At 43.0% G+C, this 22,104-nt stretch carries 20 protein-coding genes and 1 riboswitch; of the genes, 2 read left to right on the top strand and 18 right to left on the bottom strand.

Annotation, left to right across the window (positions count from 1 at the left end; translation table 11 throughout):
• Positions 1–46 precede the first annotated feature (46 nt).
• Positions 47–907 carry a LysR family transcriptional regulator gene (locus MHI33_RS15615; protein ID WP_340912442.1) on the bottom strand — a complete coding sequence of 287 codons (861 nt, stop codon included), beginning with the start codon at positions 905–907 and terminating at the stop codon, positions 47–49.
• Between the two features lie 136 nt (positions 908–1,043).
• Here MHI33_RS15615 and MHI33_RS15620 point away from each other — a divergent pair, with 136 nt between their 5' ends.
• Positions 1,044–2,174 carry a 2-methylaconitate cis-trans isomerase PrpF family protein gene (locus tag MHI33_RS15620; protein ID WP_065098554.1) on the top strand — a complete coding sequence of 377 codons (1,131 nt, stop codon included), beginning with the start codon at positions 1,044–1,046 and terminating at the stop codon, positions 2,172–2,174.
• Between the two features lie 225 nt (positions 2,175–2,399).
• Here the strand turns inward: MHI33_RS15620 and MHI33_RS15625 are convergent, their stop codons facing one another.
• From MHI33_RS15625 to MHI33_RS15645, 5 genes are all read right to left on the bottom strand, one after another.
• Positions 2,400–3,119 (bottom strand): biotin--[acetyl-CoA-carboxylase] ligase, encoded by a 720-nt coding sequence (locus tag MHI33_RS15625; RefSeq protein ID WP_044139956.1) that lies wholly within the window; start codon positions 3,117–3,119, stop codon positions 2,400–2,402.
• 78 nt (positions 3,120–3,197) lie between these two features.
• Complete coding sequence (locus MHI33_RS15630; protein WP_065098555.1) at positions 3,198–3,659, bottom strand: acyl-CoA thioesterase; 462 nt, start codon at positions 3,657–3,659, stop codon at positions 3,198–3,200.
• A gap of 123 nt (positions 3,660–3,782) precedes the next feature.
• A complete protein-coding gene (gene sdhB / locus MHI33_RS15635; RefSeq protein ID WP_003216443.1) occupies positions 3,783–4,547 on the bottom strand; it encodes a succinate dehydrogenase iron-sulfur subunit in 765 nt (254 codons plus the stop codon).
• A gap of 1 nt (position 4,548) precedes the next feature.
• On the bottom strand, positions 4,549–6,309 hold the full coding sequence (sdhA, locus tag MHI33_RS15640) for a succinate dehydrogenase flavoprotein subunit (protein ID WP_003216403.1): 1,761 nt from the start codon (positions 6,307–6,309) through the stop codon (positions 4,549–4,551).
• A 37-nt stretch (positions 6,310–6,346) separates the two neighbouring features.
• Entirely contained in the window at positions 6,347–6,955 is a 609-nt protein-coding gene (locus tag MHI33_RS15645; RefSeq protein ID WP_044139954.1) for a succinate dehydrogenase cytochrome b558 subunit, read from the bottom strand.
• Between the two features lie 280 nt (positions 6,956–7,235).
• Here MHI33_RS15645 and MHI33_RS15650 point away from each other — a divergent pair, with 280 nt between their 5' ends.
• On the top strand, positions 7,236–7,679 hold the full coding sequence (locus tag MHI33_RS15650; RefSeq protein ID WP_003216293.1) for a YslB family protein: 444 nt from the start codon (positions 7,236–7,238) through the stop codon (positions 7,677–7,679).
• Between the two features lie 168 nt (positions 7,680–7,847).
• On the opposite strand, the gene MHI33_RS15655 is transcribed toward MHI33_RS15650, so the two are convergent.
• The 12 genes from MHI33_RS15655 to MHI33_RS15710 all read right to left on the bottom strand — a co-directional run bounded on the left by MHI33_RS15655 (position 7,848) and on the right by MHI33_RS15710 (position 22,088).
• Positions 7,848–9,077, bottom strand: a complete 1,230-nt coding sequence (locus MHI33_RS15655) for an aspartate kinase (protein ID WP_340912450.1) — start codon at positions 9,075–9,077, stop codon at positions 7,848–7,850.
• Between the two features lie 141 nt (positions 9,078–9,218).
• A riboswitch (Lysine riboswitch) is annotated at positions 9,219–9,396 on the bottom strand.
• A 63-nt stretch (positions 9,397–9,459) separates the two neighbouring features.
• Entirely contained in the window at positions 9,460–11,232 is a 1,773-nt protein-coding gene (gene uvrC / locus MHI33_RS15660) for an excinuclease ABC subunit UvrC (protein ID WP_340912453.1), read from the bottom strand.
• 139 nt (positions 11,233–11,371) lie between these two features.
• Positions 11,372–11,686, bottom strand: a complete 315-nt coding sequence (gene trxA, locus MHI33_RS15665; protein WP_034320855.1) for a thioredoxin — start codon at positions 11,684–11,686, stop codon at positions 11,372–11,374.
• A gap of 245 nt (positions 11,687–11,931) precedes the next feature.
• Positions 11,932–13,410: an alpha-N-arabinofuranosidase gene (locus tag MHI33_RS15670; protein WP_340912457.1), complete on the bottom strand. Its 1,479-nt coding sequence runs from the start codon at positions 13,408–13,410 to the stop codon at positions 11,932–11,934.
• Positions 13,411–13,485: 75 nt separating this feature from the next.
• The gene (locus tag MHI33_RS15675; RefSeq protein WP_340912460.1) at positions 13,486–14,463 is read right to left on the bottom strand and encodes an electron transfer flavoprotein subunit alpha/FixB family protein; all 978 of its coding nucleotides are present in this window, start codon (positions 14,461–14,463) and stop codon (positions 13,486–13,488) included.
• A gap of 44 nt (positions 14,464–14,507) precedes the next feature.
• A complete protein-coding gene (locus MHI33_RS15680; protein WP_340912463.1) occupies positions 14,508–15,281 on the bottom strand; it encodes an electron transfer flavoprotein subunit beta/FixA family protein in 774 nt (257 codons plus the stop codon).
• Between the two features lie 31 nt (positions 15,282–15,312).
• Positions 15,313–16,092: an enoyl-CoA hydratase gene (locus tag MHI33_RS15685; protein WP_003216795.1), complete on the bottom strand. Its 780-nt coding sequence runs from the start codon at positions 16,090–16,092 to the stop codon at positions 15,313–15,315.
• 26 nt (positions 16,093–16,118) lie between these two features.
• Entirely contained in the window at positions 16,119–16,703 is a 585-nt protein-coding gene (locus MHI33_RS15690) for a TetR/AcrR family transcriptional regulator (protein WP_003216590.1), read from the bottom strand.
• Between the two features lie 167 nt (positions 16,704–16,870).
• Positions 16,871–18,592, bottom strand: coding sequence for an AMP-binding protein (locus MHI33_RS15695; RefSeq protein ID WP_340912465.1), 1,722 nt, complete (start codon positions 18,590–18,592; stop codon positions 16,871–16,873).
• 101 nt (positions 18,593–18,693) lie between these two features.
• Positions 18,694–19,149, bottom strand: coding sequence for an immunity 63 family protein (locus MHI33_RS15700; RefSeq protein WP_044139947.1), 456 nt, complete (start codon positions 19,147–19,149; stop codon positions 18,694–18,696).
• Between the two features lie 162 nt (positions 19,150–19,311).
• Positions 19,312–19,716: a DUF350 domain-containing protein gene (locus MHI33_RS15705; protein ID WP_007501637.1), complete on the bottom strand. Its 405-nt coding sequence runs from the start codon at positions 19,714–19,716 to the stop codon at positions 19,312–19,314.
• 14 nt (positions 19,717–19,730) lie between these two features.
• Positions 19,731–22,088 carry an endonuclease MutS2 gene (locus MHI33_RS15710; RefSeq protein ID WP_044140037.1) on the bottom strand — a complete coding sequence of 786 codons (2,358 nt, stop codon included), beginning with the start codon at positions 22,086–22,088 and terminating at the stop codon, positions 19,731–19,733.
• Positions 22,089–22,104 lie beyond the last annotated feature (16 nt).

Below are 22,104 nucleotides of genomic sequence, written 5' to 3' on the forward strand. Positions count from 1 at the left end.
ATGAAAATATTGATTTTTTCGTATATTCTATAAATTTTTTTTATAATCAGCCTTGCTGACTTCTTAAAAACTCAATGAATGCTTTCACAACAGATAAATGAAGGGAGTCTGGCTGGTACATAAGCCATGTATCTCTTAAAACGGGCTGTCCATCTTTATACGAAAGACCTTTTACAAATAGCTCATCACTTGGTCTGAGGCAAATTTCTGGGACAATGGCATAGCCTAAACCATGCTTGACCATCTCTTTTGATGTATCCTGGCGGTCTGTCTCCATCGTCACAAGTGGAGGCATGGTGAACGTTTCCTGCCACCATCTGTTAATCAATCGTTTTAATGAACTATCTGTATGATAGTCAATGAGCGGCAGATTTGGGAGGTCTTTCAGCTGGATTTCTGATTTTGAAATGATACAAAGCCGCTCTTTATCGAGCAAAAACCGCTCTCCATTCCAGTCGTAATCCCCTCTTAAAATCCCTAAATGGACACTTGATGTGCCTAATAAATCCATGACTTTCGTGCTCCAGCCTGTATTCACCATGAATTGAACATGTGGATACTGCTTAGAAAATTCTCTTAAAATTTCTGAGAGCTTATACTGAGCAAAGTTACTTGAGACCCCTAACCGGATTGTCCCTTTGACCTTTTTTTGCATATTCAGCATGCCATCTTTCGTTTGCTGAAGCTGTTTGAGCATGTCATTTGCGTATGCAGCCAAGTACTCGCCTTCTGACGTAAATTCAATCCCTCGTTTTCTTTTAAAGAAAAGCTTCATATCGAACTCTTCTTCAAGCTGCTTCAACCGATAGCTTAAGGCAGGCTGAGAGACAAATAATTTTTCTGCCGCCTTTGTGATGTTCTTTTCTTCATAAAGCACCTTTAAAAACCGCCAGTCTTTCTCATCCATTGTGTGCCCTCCTTTTTCACTAGTTATAAAAAAATTTTATTGATTCATCTTAAAATAATGTATTTAACTTATTTCTTATTATACTTTACCATTTTGATTAGATAAACAGTTCATTAAAAAATTGAGGGTGAGAGTAATGAGAAAAGTTCCAATCACAATCATGCGAGGCGGTACAAGTAAAGGGGTATTCATTCAAGCAAACAATGCACCATTTGAACACGATGAGCTCGAGGCATTTCTACTAGACATTATGGGCAGCCCTGACCGTTTGCAGGTCGATGGAATCGGCGGCGGTAATTCTTTAACAAGCAAAGTGGCCATTATCGATAAAGCCACACGTCCAGATGTGGATGTGAACTATACGTTTGCACAAGTCAGCATCAATGAGAGATATGTCGACTTTAAAGGGAACTGCGGGAATATCTCATCAGCGGTTGGACCTTACGCCATCATTAAAGGACTTGTTCAAGCGGTTGAGCCCATTACGACTGTACGTATCCTCAATACCAACACAAATAAAGTCATTACAGCAGAGGTCGAAGTCGAAAATGGAGAAGTAAAATTTGAGGGACAGGCAGAAATTCCAGGAGTAAAAGGGACAGGTTCTCCCATTTATTTATCTTTTGAAAATCCTGAAGGCGCTGTGACAGGTAAAACCTTTCCGACAGGGAACCGCATGGATACGATTCAGACAAAATTCGGAGAGATTCCGATCTCGATCGTTGACATCGCAAATCCCATTGCCTTTGTCCGAGCGAAGGATCTTCATTTAAAAGGAACTGAATTGCCTGAAGAGTTTACAGACGAATTACTGGATGATTTAGAAGAGATTCGTTCCATCGCTGCTGAAATGTGTCACTTTGCACCAAAAGACATGGCGACATTACAGTCACCAGCTGTTCCGAAGCTTGCGATCATTAGCGAGCCTGCTGATTATGTGGATACAAACGGAGTGATGAGACGAGCAGCCGATATGGATATCGTCGTACGCATGCTATCGATGCAAAGACCACACCAAGCGCTTGCCATTACCGGCTCTGTCTGCGTGTCAGCCAGCTGTTTTATGGAACATACGCTTCCTGCACAGCTTTATGATGGACAACATGATACGCTTCGAATTGGGCATCCTGCTGGGATAATGCAAACGGACATTGACGTGTCTCAAAACAGAGTCAAAGTCATTCGAACCGCAAGAGAAATACTAGACGGGGTTGTCTTTACGAAACAAGATTATATTGTGCAGCCTCATATTAAAAGAGAAGCCTAAAGCAGACGAGAACATCGTCTGCTTAGATTGTTGACAAAGTGCTAAAATGATTTTTATTTTAGCACTTTGTCTTCTTTTCAGCGTGATAGAAAACCTTTGAAGTCTAGGAAGGGCAGCTACTTTTGCGGAGCGAATTGAACATTCGCGAGCACCAGCGCGCAGACCTGACAACGAATGCGAGGGTTTGTCTACACGCTGAGCAGACGAGAACATCGTCTGCTTTTTTTAATGTTGAAGCGGGGCATCAATATCTCCGGCAGAATGAGCTTTGATCTGTCCTTTATCATCTTTTAGCTGAAGATGCCCAAAGCGGTTAACGCCGCAGCAAATGCCTTCTTCCCATGTTTGTTTTTCACGATCTAACGAAATGCGAAGCGGCTTGTTGAGACGATATAACCGTTTATTATAGAGGGCAGTGAGTGCTTCAAACCCTTCATTCTGCCAGCGTGTATGGTATTTTTTAAAAGCCGCTGCCAGGTCTTTCACTAGCTGATCGGCTTTCACCTCTGTCAGCTCTAATAAGCAAATGGTTTTGTACGGGACATGCTCCGGCTTCGTCTCTACATTGATGCCAACACCGATATAAATGGCGCTGCGGTCTGCTTCAATTAATGTGCCGGATACCTTTGCTTCATTAATGAGGATATCATTCGGCCATTTGATCGCCAGTTGATCGTTCGCTCTTATGAGTGGTTTCAGCACATCATAGATTGCTAGTGCTGTCAGCGGGGCGATCGTTGACTGGGTGGAGAGTTCTTCTGGCGGTAAGACTGTCATGGTTACCGCCACATTCCCTAAAGTTGTTTCCCACGGCCTGCCGAGTCTGCCTCTTCCTGCTGTCTGCTGGCGTGCATAGACAGCAAATGAAGGCTTTTCTCCTTGCTGCATAAGCCTTTTTGCTTCATTATTTGTACTATCAATGGTGTCATATTGAAAAATCTTCATATGTTCTCCTCTTGTTTCTTCTTGATATGATGCTTTTATTATAACAAAATGAAGCGTACACGTTGATGAGCCAGCATGCTACTCATTTCGCTGCGCCTGAAATGTCTCTTTTTCTTTTTCAGTAAATGGGACTGATGTGCCTGTGTCTTTACTAATTTGCACCATGGTGACTGAGCCTGTAAAGCATGGTTCCTGCTGCTCATTTTCTCCTAAATAATGAAGAATGAGTGAGCTTGAGCCTACCTTTTCCGGCTTGACATACACACGAAGCCTCTCTCCAATCTCTACCTGCTTGATGTAATCACATTGCAGGTTAGCGACGACTGTCATGGTTTCTCTCACACGTTTCATCCGTTTATCAACAATTCCTGTTTTTTGAAAAAAGGCAATGCGCGCCTCTTCAAAATACACAAAAGGGGTAACATTGTTCATATGGCCAAACATATCCGTTTCTGAAAAACGAACGGTCGTTTCGACATAAAATCGAAAGGATGCCCTCCACTCTTCAAACGGTTCTTCAATATATGACGGCAATCTCACTTGACCATCTCCTTATTTGGAAACAAAATGCCTCTCCCGTATTGGAAGAGGCGTTTGTTTATATGTTGCATCCAGCCTCTCTTAAACACTCATCATGATTGGCAAAGAGGACTGAATGTAATGTTATTCTGCGTGATCGCTTCCGAAGAAGTTACGGAATGCTTGTAAAGTTGTATCTCGGTTAAGTGCAGCAATTGACGTTGTCAGCGGGATTCCTTTCGGACAAGACTGCACACAGTTTTGGGAGTTCCCGCAGTTCGCAAGACCACCGTCCCCCATAATTTCTTCTAGACGGTCAGACTTATTCATCGCACCTGTCGGATGTGCGTTAAATAGACGAACTTGCGAAAGCGGTGCAGGTCCCATAAAGGAAGACTTATCATTCACGTTTGGACAAGCTTCAAGGCAGACACCACATGTCATACATTTAGAAAGCTCGTATGCCCATTGACGTTTTTTCTCAGGCATTCTTGGTCCAGGACCAAGATCATACGTACCATCAATCGGTACCCATGCCTTCACCTTTTTCAAGGAATTGAACATCCGGCTTCTATCAACCTGCAAATCTCTCACAACCGGGAATGTCTTCATCGGCTGAAGACGAATCGGCTGGTCTAACTTGTCAATCAAGGCTGTACATGATTGGCGCGGTTTTCCATTAATGACCATAGAACAAGCTCCGCACACCTCTTCAAGACAGTTCATATCCCAGTTGATCGCCGTTGTTTTTTTCCCTTGTTTATTGACCGGGTTCCGTCTAATTTCCATGAGTGCGGAAATGACGTTCATATTTGGGCGGTAAGGGATTTCGAATTCTTCATCATAAGGCTTTCCATCTGCTGTATCTTGACGTGTGATTATGAATTGAATCGTGTTTTTTTCACTCATCTTATTTCTCCACCTTTTTCTTCGAGTAATCTCGTTTACGAGGTGCAATTAACGATACATCGACGTCCTCATAGTGGAATGCAGGCTTTTGATTTTTTCCTTTGAACGTAGCCATCGTTGTTTTTAGGAACTCTTCATCGTTTCTCTCTGGGAAGTCCGGTTTGTAGTGTGCGCCTCGGCTTTCATTTCGGTTGTAAGCCCCGATCGTAATGACTCTTGCCAGCTGAAGCATGTTGTCAAGCTGACGTGTGAAGGCAGCGCCTTGGTTGCTCCATGAAGCTGTATCATTGATGTTGATCTGCTTGTAGCGCTCCATTAGTTCTTCGATCTTCTGATCTGTTTTTAAGAGTTTGTCATTGTAACGAACAACTGTGACGTTATCCGTCATCCATTCTCCAAGCTCTTTATGAAGCACGTACGCATTTTCTGTTCCATCCATGCCGAGGATGTTGTCCCATTTCTCCTGCTCTTTCTTCACAGCGCTGTCAAATGTTGCAGAAGATAGGTCTTCCGCAGACTTTTCAAGGCCGCTAATGTACTTCACAGCATTTGGTCCAGCGACCATTCCGCCGTAAATGGCTGAAAGCAGTGAGTTTGCACCAAGTCTGTTTCCGCCGTGCATAGAGTAATCACATTCACCGGCAGCAAATAGGCCTTTGATATTCGTCATTTGATCATAATCAACCCATAATCCGCCCATTGAGTAATGAACAGCAGGGAAAATTTTCATTGGAAGCTTACGCGGGTCATCACCCATGAATTTTTCATAGATTTCAATGATGCCGCCTAGTTTAATATCAAGTTCTTTTGGATCTTTATGAGAAAGATCGAGATATACCATGTTCTCTCCGTTGATGCCAAGCTTTTGCTCGACACATACGTCAAAGATCTCACGCGTTGCGATATCACGCGGTACAAGGTTTCCGTATGCCGGGTATTTCTCTTCAAGGAAGTACCAAGGCTTCCCGTCTTTATATGTCCAAACACGTCCACCTTCACCACGAGCCGATTCACTCATGAGACGAAGCTTGTCATCTCCAGGGATCGCTGTTGGATGAATTTGAATGAATTCTCCATTTGCATAATGAGCCCCTTGCTGATAGACGATAGATGCAGCAGAGCCAGTGTTAATCATGGAGTTTGTTGATTTTCCGAACACGATTCCAGGACCGCCTGTTGCCATGATCACTGCATCTGAACGGAAGGATTCAATTTCCATTGTCGTCAAGTTCTGCGCGACAATGCCTCGGCATACTTCCTCGTCATCTAACACAGCGCCAAGGAATTCCCAGCCTTCATATTTCGTGACAAGTCCTGCTACTTCATAGCGGCGAACCTGCTCATCAAGTGCATATAATAGCTGCTGACCTGTTGTAGCTCCAGCAAATGCTGTACGGTGGTGCTGTGTTCCCCCGAAACGGCGGAAGTCCAGTAATCCCTCTGGTGTTCTGTTAAACATAACACCCATCCGATCAAGTAAGTGGATAATGGACGGCGCTGCTTCACACATTGCCTTTACTGGCGGCTGGTTGGCTAAGAAGTCTCCGCCATACACCGTGTCATCAAAATGTTCATAAGGTGAATCCCCTTCACCTTTTGTATTCACCGCTCCGTTGATTCCGCCCTGTGCACATACAGAATGCGAACGTTTTACAGGTACGATTGAAAATAGTTTAACAGCTGTTCCCGCTTCTGCTGCTTTAATAGTTGCCATAAGACCAGCTAAGCCGCCTCCGACAACGATGATGCTAGAATTACTCATTGTAGCCCCTCTCCCTCTTCTACTAATCTATTTCCTCTTAAACAAAAGCGAAAATTGCTCTTAGCCCTACATATGAAAGCGCTATAAATATACCTAATGTCACATATGTGGAGATTCTTTGTGAGCGTGGTGAAACAGTAATTCCCCAGCTGACAGCAAATGACCACAAGCCATTAGCAAAGTGGAAAATAGTAGATAAAACGCCGACAATATAGAAGCCTAGCATAAATGGAGAGCTTAAAATATTCGCCATCATGTCATAGTTCACTTCAGCTCCAAGCTGCGCTTGAATTCGCGTTTCCCATACATGCCAAGTGACAAAAATCAATGTGATGATACCTGAAACCCTTTGCAGTCTGAACAACCAGTTTCTTAAGTAACTGAAGCGAGACGTGTTATTTTGTGCCGTAAAGGCTATGTACACCCCATAAACAGCATGATAGATCAGTGGTAAGAAAATCACGAACAGCTCAAGTGCATATCTGAATGGAAGCTGTTCCATAAAGTGTGCAGCTTTGTTAAACGCCTCTGGTCCACTCGTCGCAAAGTGGTTCACCACTAAATGCTGAATTAAAAATAGACCGACCGGAATGACGCCAAGCAAAGAATGCAATCTCCGATAAAAAAATTCTTTGTTCCCCGACATTACTTTACCCCCTAGTAAAAAGTGCAATTGCTGAAAATTGTCTTACCCCCGCTTCTTTCAATTGTAAGCACTTTATTCAAATTTATTGACAATTTCATTTTACTCCTATGTCAAAAAAGCGTCAAGAAACCGCGTACATAAATTAAAATTTTCCGAAATTTAAAAGTTTTAAATCAAAATTCGTTTTACTACAATAAGAATTTCTTAGACTTCAGGGAAAACTCTGTCATCATATGCTCACATAAGCTATAATAAATTGTTGAAAGAGGGGAGCCGTACAATGAATAAATTCGAATCTAACTTAGAACAGCTAAAAGAAATTGAAGTCAATGGATTTGCCTACGAGCTGATACGCGAAGTTCTGCTGCCTGATATTCTTGGTCAGGATCATTCATCTATGATGTATTTTGCGGGTAAGCTGCTTGCTCGTAAATTTCCTCAAGAGTCATGGGAGAAAATCCCCGAATTTTTCCATGATGCCGGATGGGGAACTCTCACGATGGTCCATTCGAAAAAACAGGAAATTGAGTTTGAGCTCGAAGGTCCACTTGTATCAAATCGACTCACCTATCAAAAGGAGCCATGCTTTCAGATGGAAGCAGGTTTTATTGCTGAACAAATCCAGCTTCTCAACGAGCACGTGGCTGAATCTTATGAACAAGTGAAAAAGCGTGCTGATAAAGTCATTTTAACCGTTAAATGGGATTTAAGAGACCCTAGCTAACACTCTTTATGAAAGGCGCGGACTTCAGGTCACGCCTTTTTTTGTTTGTCTTCTTCTATCATAGCATACTTAGTGAATGGGTTTACGCACGTTTTCCTTTCTTGTATGCGGCGGTTTCGAATATAAAAAAGAGGTGCACTCTTTCATGAGATACACCTCCCTGCCTCTTTAAGAATGCGCAGCTACCTTTGATAAATCAAACGCATCATGCAGTGCTTCAACTGCTTTGACCATATCGTCCCGGCCAACCACTGTTGAGACTTTGATTTCAGACGTACTGACCATTTTCACTTGTATATCTTTTTCCGCTAACACAGCGAACATTTCAGCGGCTACACCTGGATTTGAGACCATACCAGATCCAACGATGGATACTTTGGCTAATTTGCTTTCTGTCTCGATCTGTTCGTAGCCAAGTGCTCCTTTATATTCTTCTAACACTTCAACTGTTTTAGACAAATCATCCGTTTTCACAGAGAAAGAGATCGACGTCTGATTGGTGCTTGTGACGGACTGAATGATGATATCGACATTGATATTTTGCTTCGCAAGTGTCGTAAAGATGGTCGACAATGTGGTGAGACCGCTTGAAAGACCGCACACCGTCACGCGTGTAATCTGATCCTCAAATGCAATGCCTCTGACGACTAAATTTTGTTCCATGGATGATTCCTCCTCAATTAACGTACCCGATTCATTTTCAATACTAGAACGGACTTCTAGTGGGACTTGATAATTTTTCGCAAATTCGACAGCTCTTGGATGCAAGACGCCAGCTCCTAAATTAGCCAGTTCGAGCATCTCATCGTATGAAATACCTGCAAGTTTCCGCGCGGCCGGTACATAACGCGGATCTGTCGTAAACACACCTGATACATCTGTGTAAATATCACATTTATCCGCTTTTAGTGCAGCAGCAAGTGCCACAGCTGTCGTATCTGATCCACCACGTCCAAGTGTTGTGATATGCATATTATCTGCAATTCCTTGGAAGCCTGCCACAACAACCACTTTCCCAGCACTTAATTCCTCTTTTATTCTTAATTCATCAATATCGACGATTCTTGCGTTACCATGTACTTGCTCTGTTTTCATACCAGCCTGCCAGCCTGTAAAGGAAATGGCATCATAGCCTTTTGCTTGCAGCGCCATCGTTAATAAGGAAATGGTCACTTGCTCTCCAGTTGCAAGCAGCATATCCATTTCTCTTTTGCTCGGATGATCTGTGAGTTCTTCCGCTAGGTCTACTAGAACATCCGTTGATTTACCCATTGCCGACACAACCACAACCACATCATGTCCGGCCTCGCGTTCAGCGATGACCCTTTCTGCAGCATTGCGAATTTTTTCTGTCGATCCAACAGACGTTCCGCCAAATTTTTGTACAATTAGTCCCATGTCTACCACCCTTTTTCAAAAGATCACGTGTGAGAGAAGAGGCAAGAAGCGGCTTTGGAGACTGCCTGCTCACTGCAAATAAAAAAAGCAATGAGAGAACAGATCTCCCATTGCTTTATAATCATCATCAAACGATGCAAACAATGAGATAGCCCTCCAAGAAATAAATTCTTGACAGCCCTACATTTCTTCAATGTACAGCCAGCGAATAAAATGAGTGGATTTTATTCACTTCGGCGACGCTCCCCTTTCAGCCCTCTTCCTAGACCCCATCGATCTCTGAAGGCTTACTCTTGAAGTTCGCACCTCTATCTTCAACAAACAACACGTTCATTTATTAAATTTAGTCACAATCTTAACAGACTTTTGGAAAAAGTACAATCTATTTTTTTAACGCTTCCATTAAAAGCTCGGCCGTTTGTTTCGGGATGCCAGCCTCCTGAAAGTCTTGGATAGAGGCTTCTTTCATCTTTTTCACAGAGCCAAAATGTTTAAGAAGCTGTTTTTTACGCTTTTCTCCGATACCTGGCACATCGTCTAAAATAGATTGAAATGCATTTTTTCCGCGCAGTTGCCGGTGAAAGCTAATCGCGAACCGGTGTACTTCATCTTGAATACGCTGCAATAAATAGAAGGCCTGGCTATTCCGCTCTAGTGCAACAATTTCCAGTGTATCGCCCATCATCAGATTCGACGTCCGGTGCTTTTCATCTTTGACTAGACCTGCTACTGGGACAGACAGATTCAATTCATTTTCAAGCACATCTATCGCTGCATTGATCTGTCCCTTTCCTCCGTCAATTAAAATCAAATCTGGTAGCGGGAGCTCATCCTTTAACACGCGGGTATATCGCCTTCTAATGACTTCACGCATCGATGCATAATCATCTGGACCTGTGACGGTTTTAATTTTGTATTTTCGGTATTCCTTTTTATACGGCTTCCCATCCTGAAAGACAACCATGGCAGAAACCGGGTCTGCACCTTGAATATTCGAGTTATCAAATGCCTCAATCCGGTAAGGCATATAAATATTTAGCGCATCTCCAAGCTGCTTCACCGCACCAATGGACCGCTCTTCATCACGCTCAATGAGCGAAAATTTTTCTTTTAAGGCAATTTTGGCATTTTGATGAGCAAGTAAAAGCAAATCCTTTTTCTTTCCTTTTTTCGGCTGATGAACGTTCGTCTCAAGCAGTTGTTCAATCATCTCTTGATCTACGCTATCTGGCACCAAAATTTCCTTCGGAAGAAAGTGGTTGTTCTTTGCATAAAATTGTCCCATAAACGTGAGAAACTCTTCCTCAGGGTCTTGATACATAGGAAACAGGCTGACGTCGCGTTCAATCAATTTCCCCTGCCTGATGAAGAAGACCTGGACACACATCCAGCCCTTGTCATAGGCATATGCAAAAACATCTCGATCTGATAAATCGCTCATCGTCATTTTCTGCTTTTCCATCGTAGAGTCAATGTAAGCGATTTGGTCTCTCAGTTCTTTTGCCCGTTCAAACTCTAGTTGTTCGGCGGCTTCCTGCATCTTTTCGGTGAGTTCTTTTTTGATTTGCTGATGTCCTCCGTTTAGAAACCTTATGATTTCGTCCACGAGCTGCTTATTCGTTTCTTCAGAAATGTCATACACACATGGCGCGAGACATTGTCCAAGATGATAATATAAACAGACGCGATCAGGGAGGGTGGCACATTTTCTGAGAGGATATAAACGGTCGAGCAGTTTTTTCGTTTCACGTGCTGCCTGTACGTTCGGGTATGGTCCGAAATATTTCCCTTTATCCTTCTTCACATTGCGTGTGACGATCAGCTTAGGATGCCGTTCATTCGTAATTTTAATAAAAGGATACGTTTTGTCATCCTTGAGCATGACATTGTATTTTGGGTCGTATTTTTTGATTAAATTTAGCTCTAAAATGAGTGCCTCGATATTAGAAGAGGTGACAATGTATTCAAAGTCCTCAATTTCACTGACAAGCCGCTGCGTTTTGGCATCATGAGATCCAGTGAAATAAGAGCGTACTCTATTTTTTAAGACCTTTGCCTTCCCCACATAAATGACTGTATTTTGTCGATCTTTCATTAAATAGCAGCCTGGTTGATCTGGCAAGACCGATAGCTTTTCTTTGATCATTTTGTTCATATTTTCATCCGTCCTTGTTTTCCTCTTTCACTCCTTCTAGTGTATCACGAACATTTGTTTTATACCATGTTGAAAGAAAAGCGGCTCTCGTCTTTACGAGAACCGCTTCAGTGAGTATGCCGCTAGGGCATAGACAGGTTTATAGATGTTTGTTAACAAGCTCAGCAAGTGCTTCTTTTGGTTTGAAACCAACAGACGTTTCTACGACTTCACCGTCTTTTAAAACAAGAAGTGTTGGAATACTCATCACGCCGTATTTACCAGCAGTTTCTTGGTTATCGTCTACATCAACTTTTACAATTTTCATTTTATCGCCCATTTCTTGATCAAGTTCTTCAAGAACTGGAGCAATCATTTTACAAGGTCCGCACCATGGTGCCCAAAAGTCAGCAAGAACAACACCTTCTGCAGTTTCTTGTGAAAATGTTGCGTCAGTAGCTTTTACGATTGCCATTATTCATTCCTCCAATGTAAATTATGATTTTTAGTATAGCATCTACCAATGTGACTTGCGAATGAAATGCTTACGAATCTTTTTTTATGAAATGAATTAAAAAACAAACCGTACAATCGCACCAATGACAACAATTGCACCGATAATCATGAGAATCGTTCTAAGCATATAAATAACTCCCTTTCCGCTTTGTTTACAATGTAAGATGCCCCAACATCCTGCTCATCAAACATTTAAATATGCGATCAAGCGAGATCAATCGTAATCATCACCACAGACATTGGCGGCAGCTCTATGGTCAACTCACCGGGTTTTACAGCAAATTGCTGAAACTCTACTGGCTGGACAGCATGAGGATCATCAAATGTGTTGTGCGCATTCATGCGGTCTGCTGTCAGCACGCGGCCTGTGACTTTCGTTTCTGCATCCAAACCTTCAATGGCTAGGGATACTTCGTTTTGTTCATGTGGATTCAGGTGACAGAAGCTAATATGCATCTTATCTGACGAACGCGAAGCTGACACACTAACCTGAGGTATTTTTTCACCACTGCGTTCATAAGGCGTTGACACGAATTCCACTTCAAGTGCTTCCTCCTCTTGATGCACTTGAAACATGTGAAACACATGATACGTAGGCGTCAGAAGCATCTTTTCGTCTTCCGTTAACACCATTGCTTGCAGAACATTGACTGTCTGGGCAATATTCGCCATATGAATCCGCTGGCAATGACGATGAAAGATATGAAAATGAAGGGCACAAACAAGTGCGTCTCTTAGTGTGTTTTGCTGATACAAAAATCCTGGATTCGTCCCTGGTTCTGGGTCATACCATGTTCCCCATTCATCAATAATCATCCCAATTCGCTTGTCTGGATCATAACGATCCATGATCTCTCCATGATCCACGACAAGCCGTTCCATCTCATAGGCTTTTTTCAACGTGATAAACCATTCATCTTCATCAAATTCAGTCGCTGACCCTTTCTTCTCCCACGTACCAGGTACAGTGTAGTAATGCAAACTGAGTCCATCCATCCAAGGTGCGGCCCGCTCCATTAATACTTTTGTCCAATTCACATCATTTGAATTGGCGCCGCACGCAATTTTGTATATGGATTGACCTGCAAACTCTCTCACATACGTTTGATATCGTTTATATAAATCGGCATAGTATTCAGGCGTCATATTCCCGCCGCAGCCCCAGCTTTCGTTTCCTACACCAACATAGGTCAAATCCCAAGGTTCTTGTTTTCCATTTTGAATGCGCCAATCAGACATAGGTGTTCCCTTTGGAAAAGTGATGTACTCGATCCAGTCTGCTAATTCTTGAACAGTCCCACTTCCCACATTTCCGCAAATATAAGGCTCACATTCAAGCAGCTCACACAATTTCATAAATTCATGCGTACCAAATGCATTGGATTCAACCGTACCACCCCAATGAGTGTTCACCATCGGCTTTCGTTCGCTGAGATCTCCCACACCATTTGCCCAATGATACTCGTCTGCGAAGCAGCCGCCCGGCCACCTAAGCACCGGAATATGTAATGCTTGAAGGGCTTTTAACACATCAGTCCGAATCCCCTCAATATGCTCAATCTCTGAATCTTTTCCGACCCAAATCCCGTCATAAATCCCTCTTCCTAAATGCTCTTGAAAATGTCCATAGATGTGTTTAGAAATACGTCCGATCACGTCATTGACTTTTACTGTCCCCTTCACTTGTCAACCGCTCCTTTGTGTATTGATTACATACAAAAAAACCCAGAATACCTAGGCATTCTGAGTGTATGAGCGTTACGAGTGGATATTCATCTTTTTTAACTCTTCATTCAAAAGCGGTACCACTTCAAACAAGTCACCGACGATTCCGTAATCGGCAATTTTGAAGATCTCGGCTTCTGGGTCTTTGTTAATCGCTACAATGACTTTACTGTTAGACATTCCAGCTAAATGCTGAATCGCCCCTGATATCCCGCACGCAATATAGAGATCAGATGTGACGACCTTGCCTGTTTGCCCAATTTGCAGGGCATAATCACAGTAGTCTGCATCACAGGCACCACGCGAGGCACCGACTGCTGCGCCCAGCGTCTCAGCGAGTTCATTCAGCGGTTCAAACCCTTCCTTGCTCTTGACCCCGCGTCCCCCGGCGACGATGACCTTTGCTTCAGATAAATCTACACCTTCTGACGTTTTTTTAATGACTTCCTTCACGATCGTTCGCAGGTTCTGAATATCGACAGAAACGGGTGTAATGTCTCCGCTTCGTGAGGCATCCCGCTCAAGAGGTGCCACATTGTTCGGGCGTATAGTCGCCAAAAGCAGACGATCTGTTGAAATCACTTTTTCGAAGGCTTTTCCAGAGTAAATCGGTCTTGTGAAAACAAGATGTTCTCCGGTAACGCTTACATCAATCGCATCTGAAATGAGACCAGTCTGCAAGCGTGCAGCTATTTTCGGCGACAAGTCTTTTCCGATAGACGTATGGCCAAAGAGGACGGCATCTGGGTTGACCTGATCTAATATGGCTTGAAGTGCTTGCGCGAAACCATCTGACGTATAATATGAAAGATGCGGATGCTCCACAATCATGACATGATCCGCTCCATAGTAAAGCAGTTCATTCGCTAGGTCTTTGACGTCTTCCCCTATTAACACGCCAATGACTTCACCGCCAACTGCCACTTGATGAGCGGCAGCAATGGCTTCAAATGTCACATTTCTTAATTTACCGTCACGACTTTCTCCAAGTACAACAACTTTTTTACTCATCTTTCAAGTTCCCCCTTGTTCTCGTGATATCGTAAAGTGGATGTTTAGATGATCTTTGCTTCATTTCTTAATAAATGCGTCAGTTCTTTGACTTGATCCTGAAGCTCACCGCTCAGCACCCTGCCACCCTCTTTTTTCTCCGGTAAGAAACGTTCAATTGTTTTGATTTTATATGGCACATCGTCTTCATCCAGATCTAAATCATCCAGTTCCAATTCTTCTAAAGGCTTTTTCTTTGCCTTCATAATGCCAGGTAATGATGGATAGCGAGGCTCATTGAGACCTTGCTGCGCAGTGACAACAAGCGGGAGCTCAGCAGAAATGACTTCCACATCACCTTCTGCATCTCGTTCAATCGAAGCAGAGCCGCCGTCAATTTGAATACTTGTAATTGTTGTGACATATGAAAACCCAAGTAATTCAGCAAGACGCGGGGCAACCTGTCCAGAGCCCCCGTCAATTGCCACATTCCCTGCTAAAATCAAGGAAGCCTCTTTGTCTTTTAAATAATGGTAAAGAATCGTAGAAGCTGAATATTGATCCCACTCTTCTAAGTCGTCTTCCACATTTAATAAAACGGCTTGATCGGAGCCCATAGCAAGCGCTGTTCGCAGCTGCTTTTCCGCATCCTCACTGCCAACTGTCACAACGGTCACTTCTCCCCCGTGCTCGTCGCGAAGCTGGATGGCTTCTTCTATGGCGTACTCGTCATAAGGATTAATAATGAACTCTGCTCCATCTTCTTGAATTGCACCAGACTGAATGGAAATCTTCTCTTCCGTGTCAAACGTACGCTTCATCAAAACAAATATATTCATCCATTTCTCCCCCTTGTTTCGTTTGAATCCTTTATTCCCCTTTAAAATTCGGTTTGCGCTTTTCGATAAAGGCTTGTATACCTTCTTTGGCGTCATTCGATTGGAAAATCTCACCGAACTTTTTGGCTTCTAGCTTCATACCGCCATCATATGAATACAATTTTGTCGCATTCAATAAATCCAGCACATACTCGAGTGACTTTGGACTTTTCGTTGCAAATTTTGACGCAAGTGTTTTGGCTGCTTCGAGCGCCTCTTCCTCTGTTTCTGCCAGCTTTGAAACGAGTCCGCAGGCGAATGCTTCTTCACCTGTAATCGGTTCAGCTGTACCCATCATTTCCAGCGCTTTAGCAGAACCAACATAGCGCGGCAGGCGCTGCGTACCGCCGAATCCCGGAATGATGCCGAGGTTTAGTTCCGGCAATCCAAGCTTCGCATCTTTTGTTGCGATTCGGATATCACAAGACATGGCAAGCTCAAGGCCCCCGCCTAATGCAGCTCCGTGAATTGAAGCAATGACCGGTTTTGGACATTGTTCAATCCGTTCAAAGACCTGCTGCCCTCTGTCTGCAAGGCTTGAATAGTCAGACTCTTCCTGTAACGTCGTAAATTCCTTAATATCAGCACCTGCTGAGAAAAATCTACCTTCTCCGTGGATCACAATGGCTCTTACTTCTTCATTTTGTTCGAGCTGGTCAAACATGTCATTAAGCTCGGTGAGCAGCTGGGAAGATAAGGCGTTTGCTGGTGGATGCTGAATCGTGATAAGTGCTGTCTGTCCTTCATGATGTAAGGTGAGTATCTTTTCCATGTCAATCATCCTTTTTCAAAATGTCTTTAAGATTGATGTATTCCGTTTAAGAGTAGATCACGTACGTTTTCTGCGAGTGCAGGAAGATCATATTTTTGATCATTCATGACCCATGTTGTAGCGGTTTCATCAATCGTCCCAAATACCATTTGTCTCGCTAAACGGACATCTAGATTTTGTCTGAATTCTCCTGTTTTCTTTCCTTCTGCTAAAATCGACTCGAGCATATTTAAATACCCTTTCAGCACCTCATTGATTTTTTGCCGCAGCTCAAGGTTTGACTGCCTAAGTTCAAGCTGTGTCACAAGAGCCAAATGATGATTTTGCGCAAGCATACGGAAATGCTCCTCAATGAGCAGTAGAAGCTTTTCTTTCGCCGACGGTTTCTTTTGAATATCTGTTTCCATTCGTTCGATGAATTGTCCCATTTTTTCTTTGAACAATGAGATCAAAATATCCTCTTTATTTTTGAAATAAAGATAAATGGTTCCGTCTGCTACCCCTGCTTGTTTCGCAATTTTTGAAACTTGTGATTGGTGATAGCCGTTCTCTGCAATCACCACAACTGCTGCATCAATAATTTGCATGTACTTCGGTCTTTTCTGCTTCAATGTGCTTCGTCCCTTTCTGGATTGAATGAGTATTCATTCATAACTTTATGTTAAAAAGAAACGGGCGATTTGTCAAGTGATCTTCTCTTTCTTTTCCACCTTTAGCATACCAGAGCAGACAGTCAACATTCAAATCATCCGGCCGATGGACCGGATGATGCAGGCCGTTATGTTCTCGGTTGATCGGCAGGCGTTTCAGATGAAGAAGCGTGCTTTCTTTTTTCTTCTTCAATTAATACTCTGCGCAAAATCTTCCCAACGGCTGTTTTAGGCAGTGATTCTTTAAATTCATACACGCGCGGTACTTTAAATGAGGCAATTCTCGTCCTGACAAAGCGATCAAGTTCGTCCTCTGTTAAGTAGGCACCCTTTTTCAGCACAACAAATGCTTTCACTGTTTCTCCTCTGTACGGATCTGGAATACCGGCGACAACGACTTCTTGTACAAGCTCATGCTCATAAAGGGCTTCTTCGACTTCTCTTGGATAAATATTATAGCCGCTCGCAATGATGACATCTTTTTTCCGGTCGACGATATAGAAAAAACCGTCCTCATCCATATACCCTATATCTCCGGTGAAAAACCAGCCATCTCGTAATACAGCCTCTGTCTCCTCTGGCTGATTCCAGTATCCTTTCATGATCTGGGGGCCTTTAACAATGATTTCCCCATGCTCATATGGTTCTTTGAGGCCTCCGGTTTCTTCGCAATAAATACCGGCATCTGTATTAGGCCACGGACAGCCAATGCTGCCTGTTTTGTTCGCTCCCCATAAAAAGTTAGAATGAGTGACGGGTGAGGTTTCTGAAAGTCCGTACCCCTCCACTAAGCGTCCTCCTGTTAATTTTTCAAAGCTTTGTTTGACTTCAACAGGAAGTGCCGCTGAGCCGCTTAGACATGCAGAGATGGACGACAGGTCATACTTTTCAATGTTCGGATGATGCAGCAAGGCGATATACATTGTTGGTGCGCCTGGAAATAGCGTCGGCTTCTGTTTTTCAATGGTTTTGAGGGTATCAGCGACATCAAAGCGTGGAAGAAGAATCATTTGATGTCCTTCTTTGACAGCAAGATTTAAAACGGTCGTCATTCCGTAGACATGAAAAAACGGAATGATGCCGAGGATGCGTTCTTTCCCCCTGGTCGTTTTATACATCCAGGAAGCGCACATTTCAGTATTCGCTAAAATATTCTCATGTGTGAGCATGACCCCTTTTGGTAACCCAGTCGTTCCGCCTGTATATTGCAAAACAGCGATATCCTCTTTCGGATCAAAGGCAAGTGCGGGTATCTGCTGTTCACCTTCCGATTCTTTCATAATCTGCGCGAAGTGATGAATGGTGTCATTTTTCTCCACTTGGATGACCATTTTATTTTTTCTTCTTTGCACAATAGGAAACAGTATGTTTTTCGGGAATGGTAAATAATCTTGTAGTTTGGTGACAATTAAGTGCTCCATACTTGTCAGCGCTTTCATTTTATAAGCCTTTGGATACAACAAATCTAGCGTGATCAGCACTTTGGCGCCGCTGTCTTCCATTTGATATTCCAGTTCCTTCTCCGTATAAAGCGGGTTTGTTTGAACAACGATGCCGCCTGCTATTAAAACAGCATAATAAGAAATGACCGAATGAGGACAGTTCGGCAGCATGATCGCTACTCTGTCACCTTTTTTCACGCCAATTTTCATCAGATGACTGGCTAGTTTCAATACGTCTTCTTTTAGTTGTTCATAGGTGATGTTCTTTCCTAGAAAATGAATGGCTGTATGCTCAGGTGCAGCCTCTGCGGAGCTGAATAAGTAAGATTGTAATGTTTCATTTGGGATGGTGAGTTCGTGGGGAATTTGATTCGGGTAATGCAGAAGCCAACGTTTATCTGACTGCATAAAAACCCTCCTTCCTGAACTTTCGTACTATTATATTATAGCAAACTTTTCCTTAGGGCAGTTTGCTTTTTTCTAATAGGGCTTGGTTCAATTGCACATGTTTACTTGTTCGCCGGTGTTTCGATAGAAGCTCTTTTTCCTTCATGATGCCACTGTTCATATAAACCGCCAATTGTACGAAATGACTCGTTGACTCTATCCACGATCTGTTGATGGATACTTGGATCATTCGGTAAATGCGTCTGGATGTTGTCGACTTGATACTTCCTCATCATGTCGATGTAAACCGTGAGAAAAATGGTGTCTTCTAAAATCCAGTAAATGACTTCATCCGCCACTTTTGTTCTTTTATGCAGCATTTGAATTCCTCGTTCATATTGTATGAGGATATAACCACTCGAATCGATTTGAATATAGGGACTCAAATCATCAAAAAATCCTGACGTTTGAAATGGACGTGCAATATACGGTTTGTATATGTCTCTTGGAAGGGATGTCATTTGAAGACAAGTATCAATGCGCTTGATCAGTTCGTCTTTTTGCAGAATGTGCTTCATGTCATTCGCCGCCTTTGATGAGATAAAAGCTGCCAAGGGGTTCCCTGACAGCTTTCTAACGTTGTTTTCTTCATTTCATAGGAACAGATAAACGGCACCAATGACCGCAAAAGTGCAGGCAACTACGATTAATACTTTTGCTAGCTTTTCCATGTCGTCTCCTTAAATGCCGGCTGCTACTACGTAAGACAGCCCAACTGAAATGATGAGTGAAATAAACCCGACCGCTCTATTATCATTTTCAATCTCTTTGTCTACTTTAAAACGCGGTGTTAAAAATTCAAAAATGAAATAGCTGACAAGCAGCATCACAAAGCCGTATACGCCCCATCCAACCATTTGAAGAAGGGAATTGTGCTGAGCGATTGAATGCTGAAACACATTCGCAATCCCAAAGATTTTCCCGCCTGTTGCCATGGCAACGGCTAAGTTCCCCCGCTGGATCTCTTCCCAGTTCTTATAGGAGGTGACGAGTTCAAAAATGGTTAGAAATAAGACGAGACACAGGACGGCCACGCTATAATAGGCGGCAATTTCCACAAGTTCATTTTCCCAAAAGGCTTTCATGCGTTTTCTCCTTTTTACTTTAATTCGACGATGGTGACGCCTGATCCTCCCTCACCTTGTTCGCCAAAACGAGCATTTTTCACACTTCGATGCTGTTTCAGTAATTCCTGAACCCCTTTTCTAAGGGCGCCAGTTCCTTTTCCGTGAATAATAGACACGCGCGGATAACCAGCTAATACAGCATCATCTAAATATTTTTCGACTCTGCTTAAGGCATTTTCATAGCGCTCGCCTCTTAAATCAAGCTCAAGCGAGACATGATAGTCTTTCCCTTTAACTGCCGTGATGGCTTTTTCTTGCTTAAATTCAGGTGCTGATTTGATAAATTCCATGTCTTTTTCTTTTACCTTCATTTTCAGAATGCCCATTTGGACACTCCATTCTTTGTCGCCTGTTTGTTCAAGCAGCGTTCCTTTTTGCCCGAAGGTGAGCACTTTGACTTCGTCGCCTGACTTCAGCTGTCTTACTGCTTTTTTCGCTGGCTCTGGCTTCTTCTTCCTGTCAAACTCAGGAACGGCTTCTTCAAGACGCTTTCGCGCATCAATGAGTTCATGCTCTTTGAATGAACGGTGTTCACTTTTTATCGAACGGAGCTCTTGAATGATATCTTCTGCTTCTTTTGATGCTTGTTCAATTTTCTTTTTCGCTTTCTGTTCAGCTTCTTCAAGCAGTTTGTCCTTTTGCTCATTCCATTCAAGAATTTGTCTTTGCAATTCTTTATGAAGCTTTTCTGCTTCTTTTCTATAGAATTCTGTCTCATGCAGTTCTTCTTCTGCTTGTTTCTTGCTATCTTCTAATGAAGCAATCATTTGGTCTACTTCATTATGCTCTGCATGCATATCCGCTTTTGCCCGGTCTATAAGGTGGTCAGGCAAACCAAGACGCTTTGAAATTTCAAATGCGTTACTTCGTCCAGGCACACCGATGAGCAGGCGGTACGTTGGTGATAAGGTTTCAATATCAAACTCCACGCTTGCATTCGTAACGCCTTCCCGGTTATACCCATATGCCTTCAGCTCGGGATAATGAGTCGTTGCGATGACACGTGCATTCGTTTGATGCACTTCATCTAATATGCTCATCGCAAGAGCCGCACCTTCAGCTGGGTCTGTTCCTGCCCCTAATTCATCAAATAACACGAGAGAGTTAGAAGTCAAATGCTTTAAGATATCTACAATATTGACCATGTGAGATGAGAACGTACTCAAGCTTTGTTCAATGGATTGTTCGTCTCCAATATCAGCAAAGACTTGGTCGAACACAGCCACTTCAGAGCCTTCTTCAACTGGAATATGGAGGCCCGCCTGTGTCATCAGCGTCAGAAGACCTAGCGTTTTTAAAGTAACGGTCTTTCCCCCTGTATTTGGTCCAGTGATCACGATCGTTGAAAAATCTTTGCCGAGCTCAATATCATTTGCGACAACTTGATCCCGGGGCAATAGAGGATGTCTTGCTCGTTTTAAATAGATTTCTCCTTGATCATTCACAGCAGGTTTTGTGGCTTTTTCTGTCTTTGCATATTTAGCTTTAGCAAAAATAAAATCTAGCGTCTGCAGTTCCTTTACATTGTGAAGCAGTTCCCCAATGTGCTCTGATACGCTCTCTGTCAGCATTTGCAAAATCTTTTCAACCTCTTGCTTCTCTTTTAAACGGGTTTGCTGCAAGGTGTTATTTACATCCACGACCACTTGCGGCTCAATAAAAAGGGTCGCCCCTGATGAAGACTGGTCATGAACAATTCCGCCGTAATTCGAGCGGTACTCTTGTTTCACCGGAATAACAAAGCGGTCATTACGAATGGTGACAATTGTGTCTGACAGCATTTTCGAAGCCGATTGTGAACGAATCATCGCTTCTAATTTATCACGGACCTTTGATTCTAGTGAGCGTAATTGAATACGCAATGAACGAAGTGCAGGAGTTGCATGATCAAGCACTTCTCCATTATCACCAATACAGCTTTCGATTTCTTTTCTGATTTCAGGCAGTAATATCAGTGTCTCAGCATATGTATGAAGGCGTGGTATATCTACTCCATCTTCATACATGGACGTGAGAAAGTGCTTCATATTTTTCACCGCATATAATAGTCCTGCGATTTCCATCAGCTCAGAAGGGCTTAATGTACTGCCGATTTCTGCCCGTTTCACTGCGCGTCTAATATCTGTTAACCCGCCAAATGGCGCTGATCCCTTTAAGCGGATCACATCTTGCGCTTCTGCTACCTCTTCCAGCAAATGCTGAATGGTTTCTATATCCGTCAGAGGTGTTAAATCCTGCGCTCTTTCTTTTCCTAATGTGGATGCGGTATAGGACATCACTTTTTCTTTTACTTTATGAAATTCTAATGATGCTAACACTTTTTGTTGCAGCATGGTCCAGCCTCCT

Origin of the sequence: Bacillus sp. FSL K6-2971, from assembly GCF_038006405.1 — a bacterium.
GTDB classification, from domain to species: Bacteria; Bacillota; Bacilli; order Bacillales; family Bacillaceae; genus Bacillus; species Bacillus pumilus.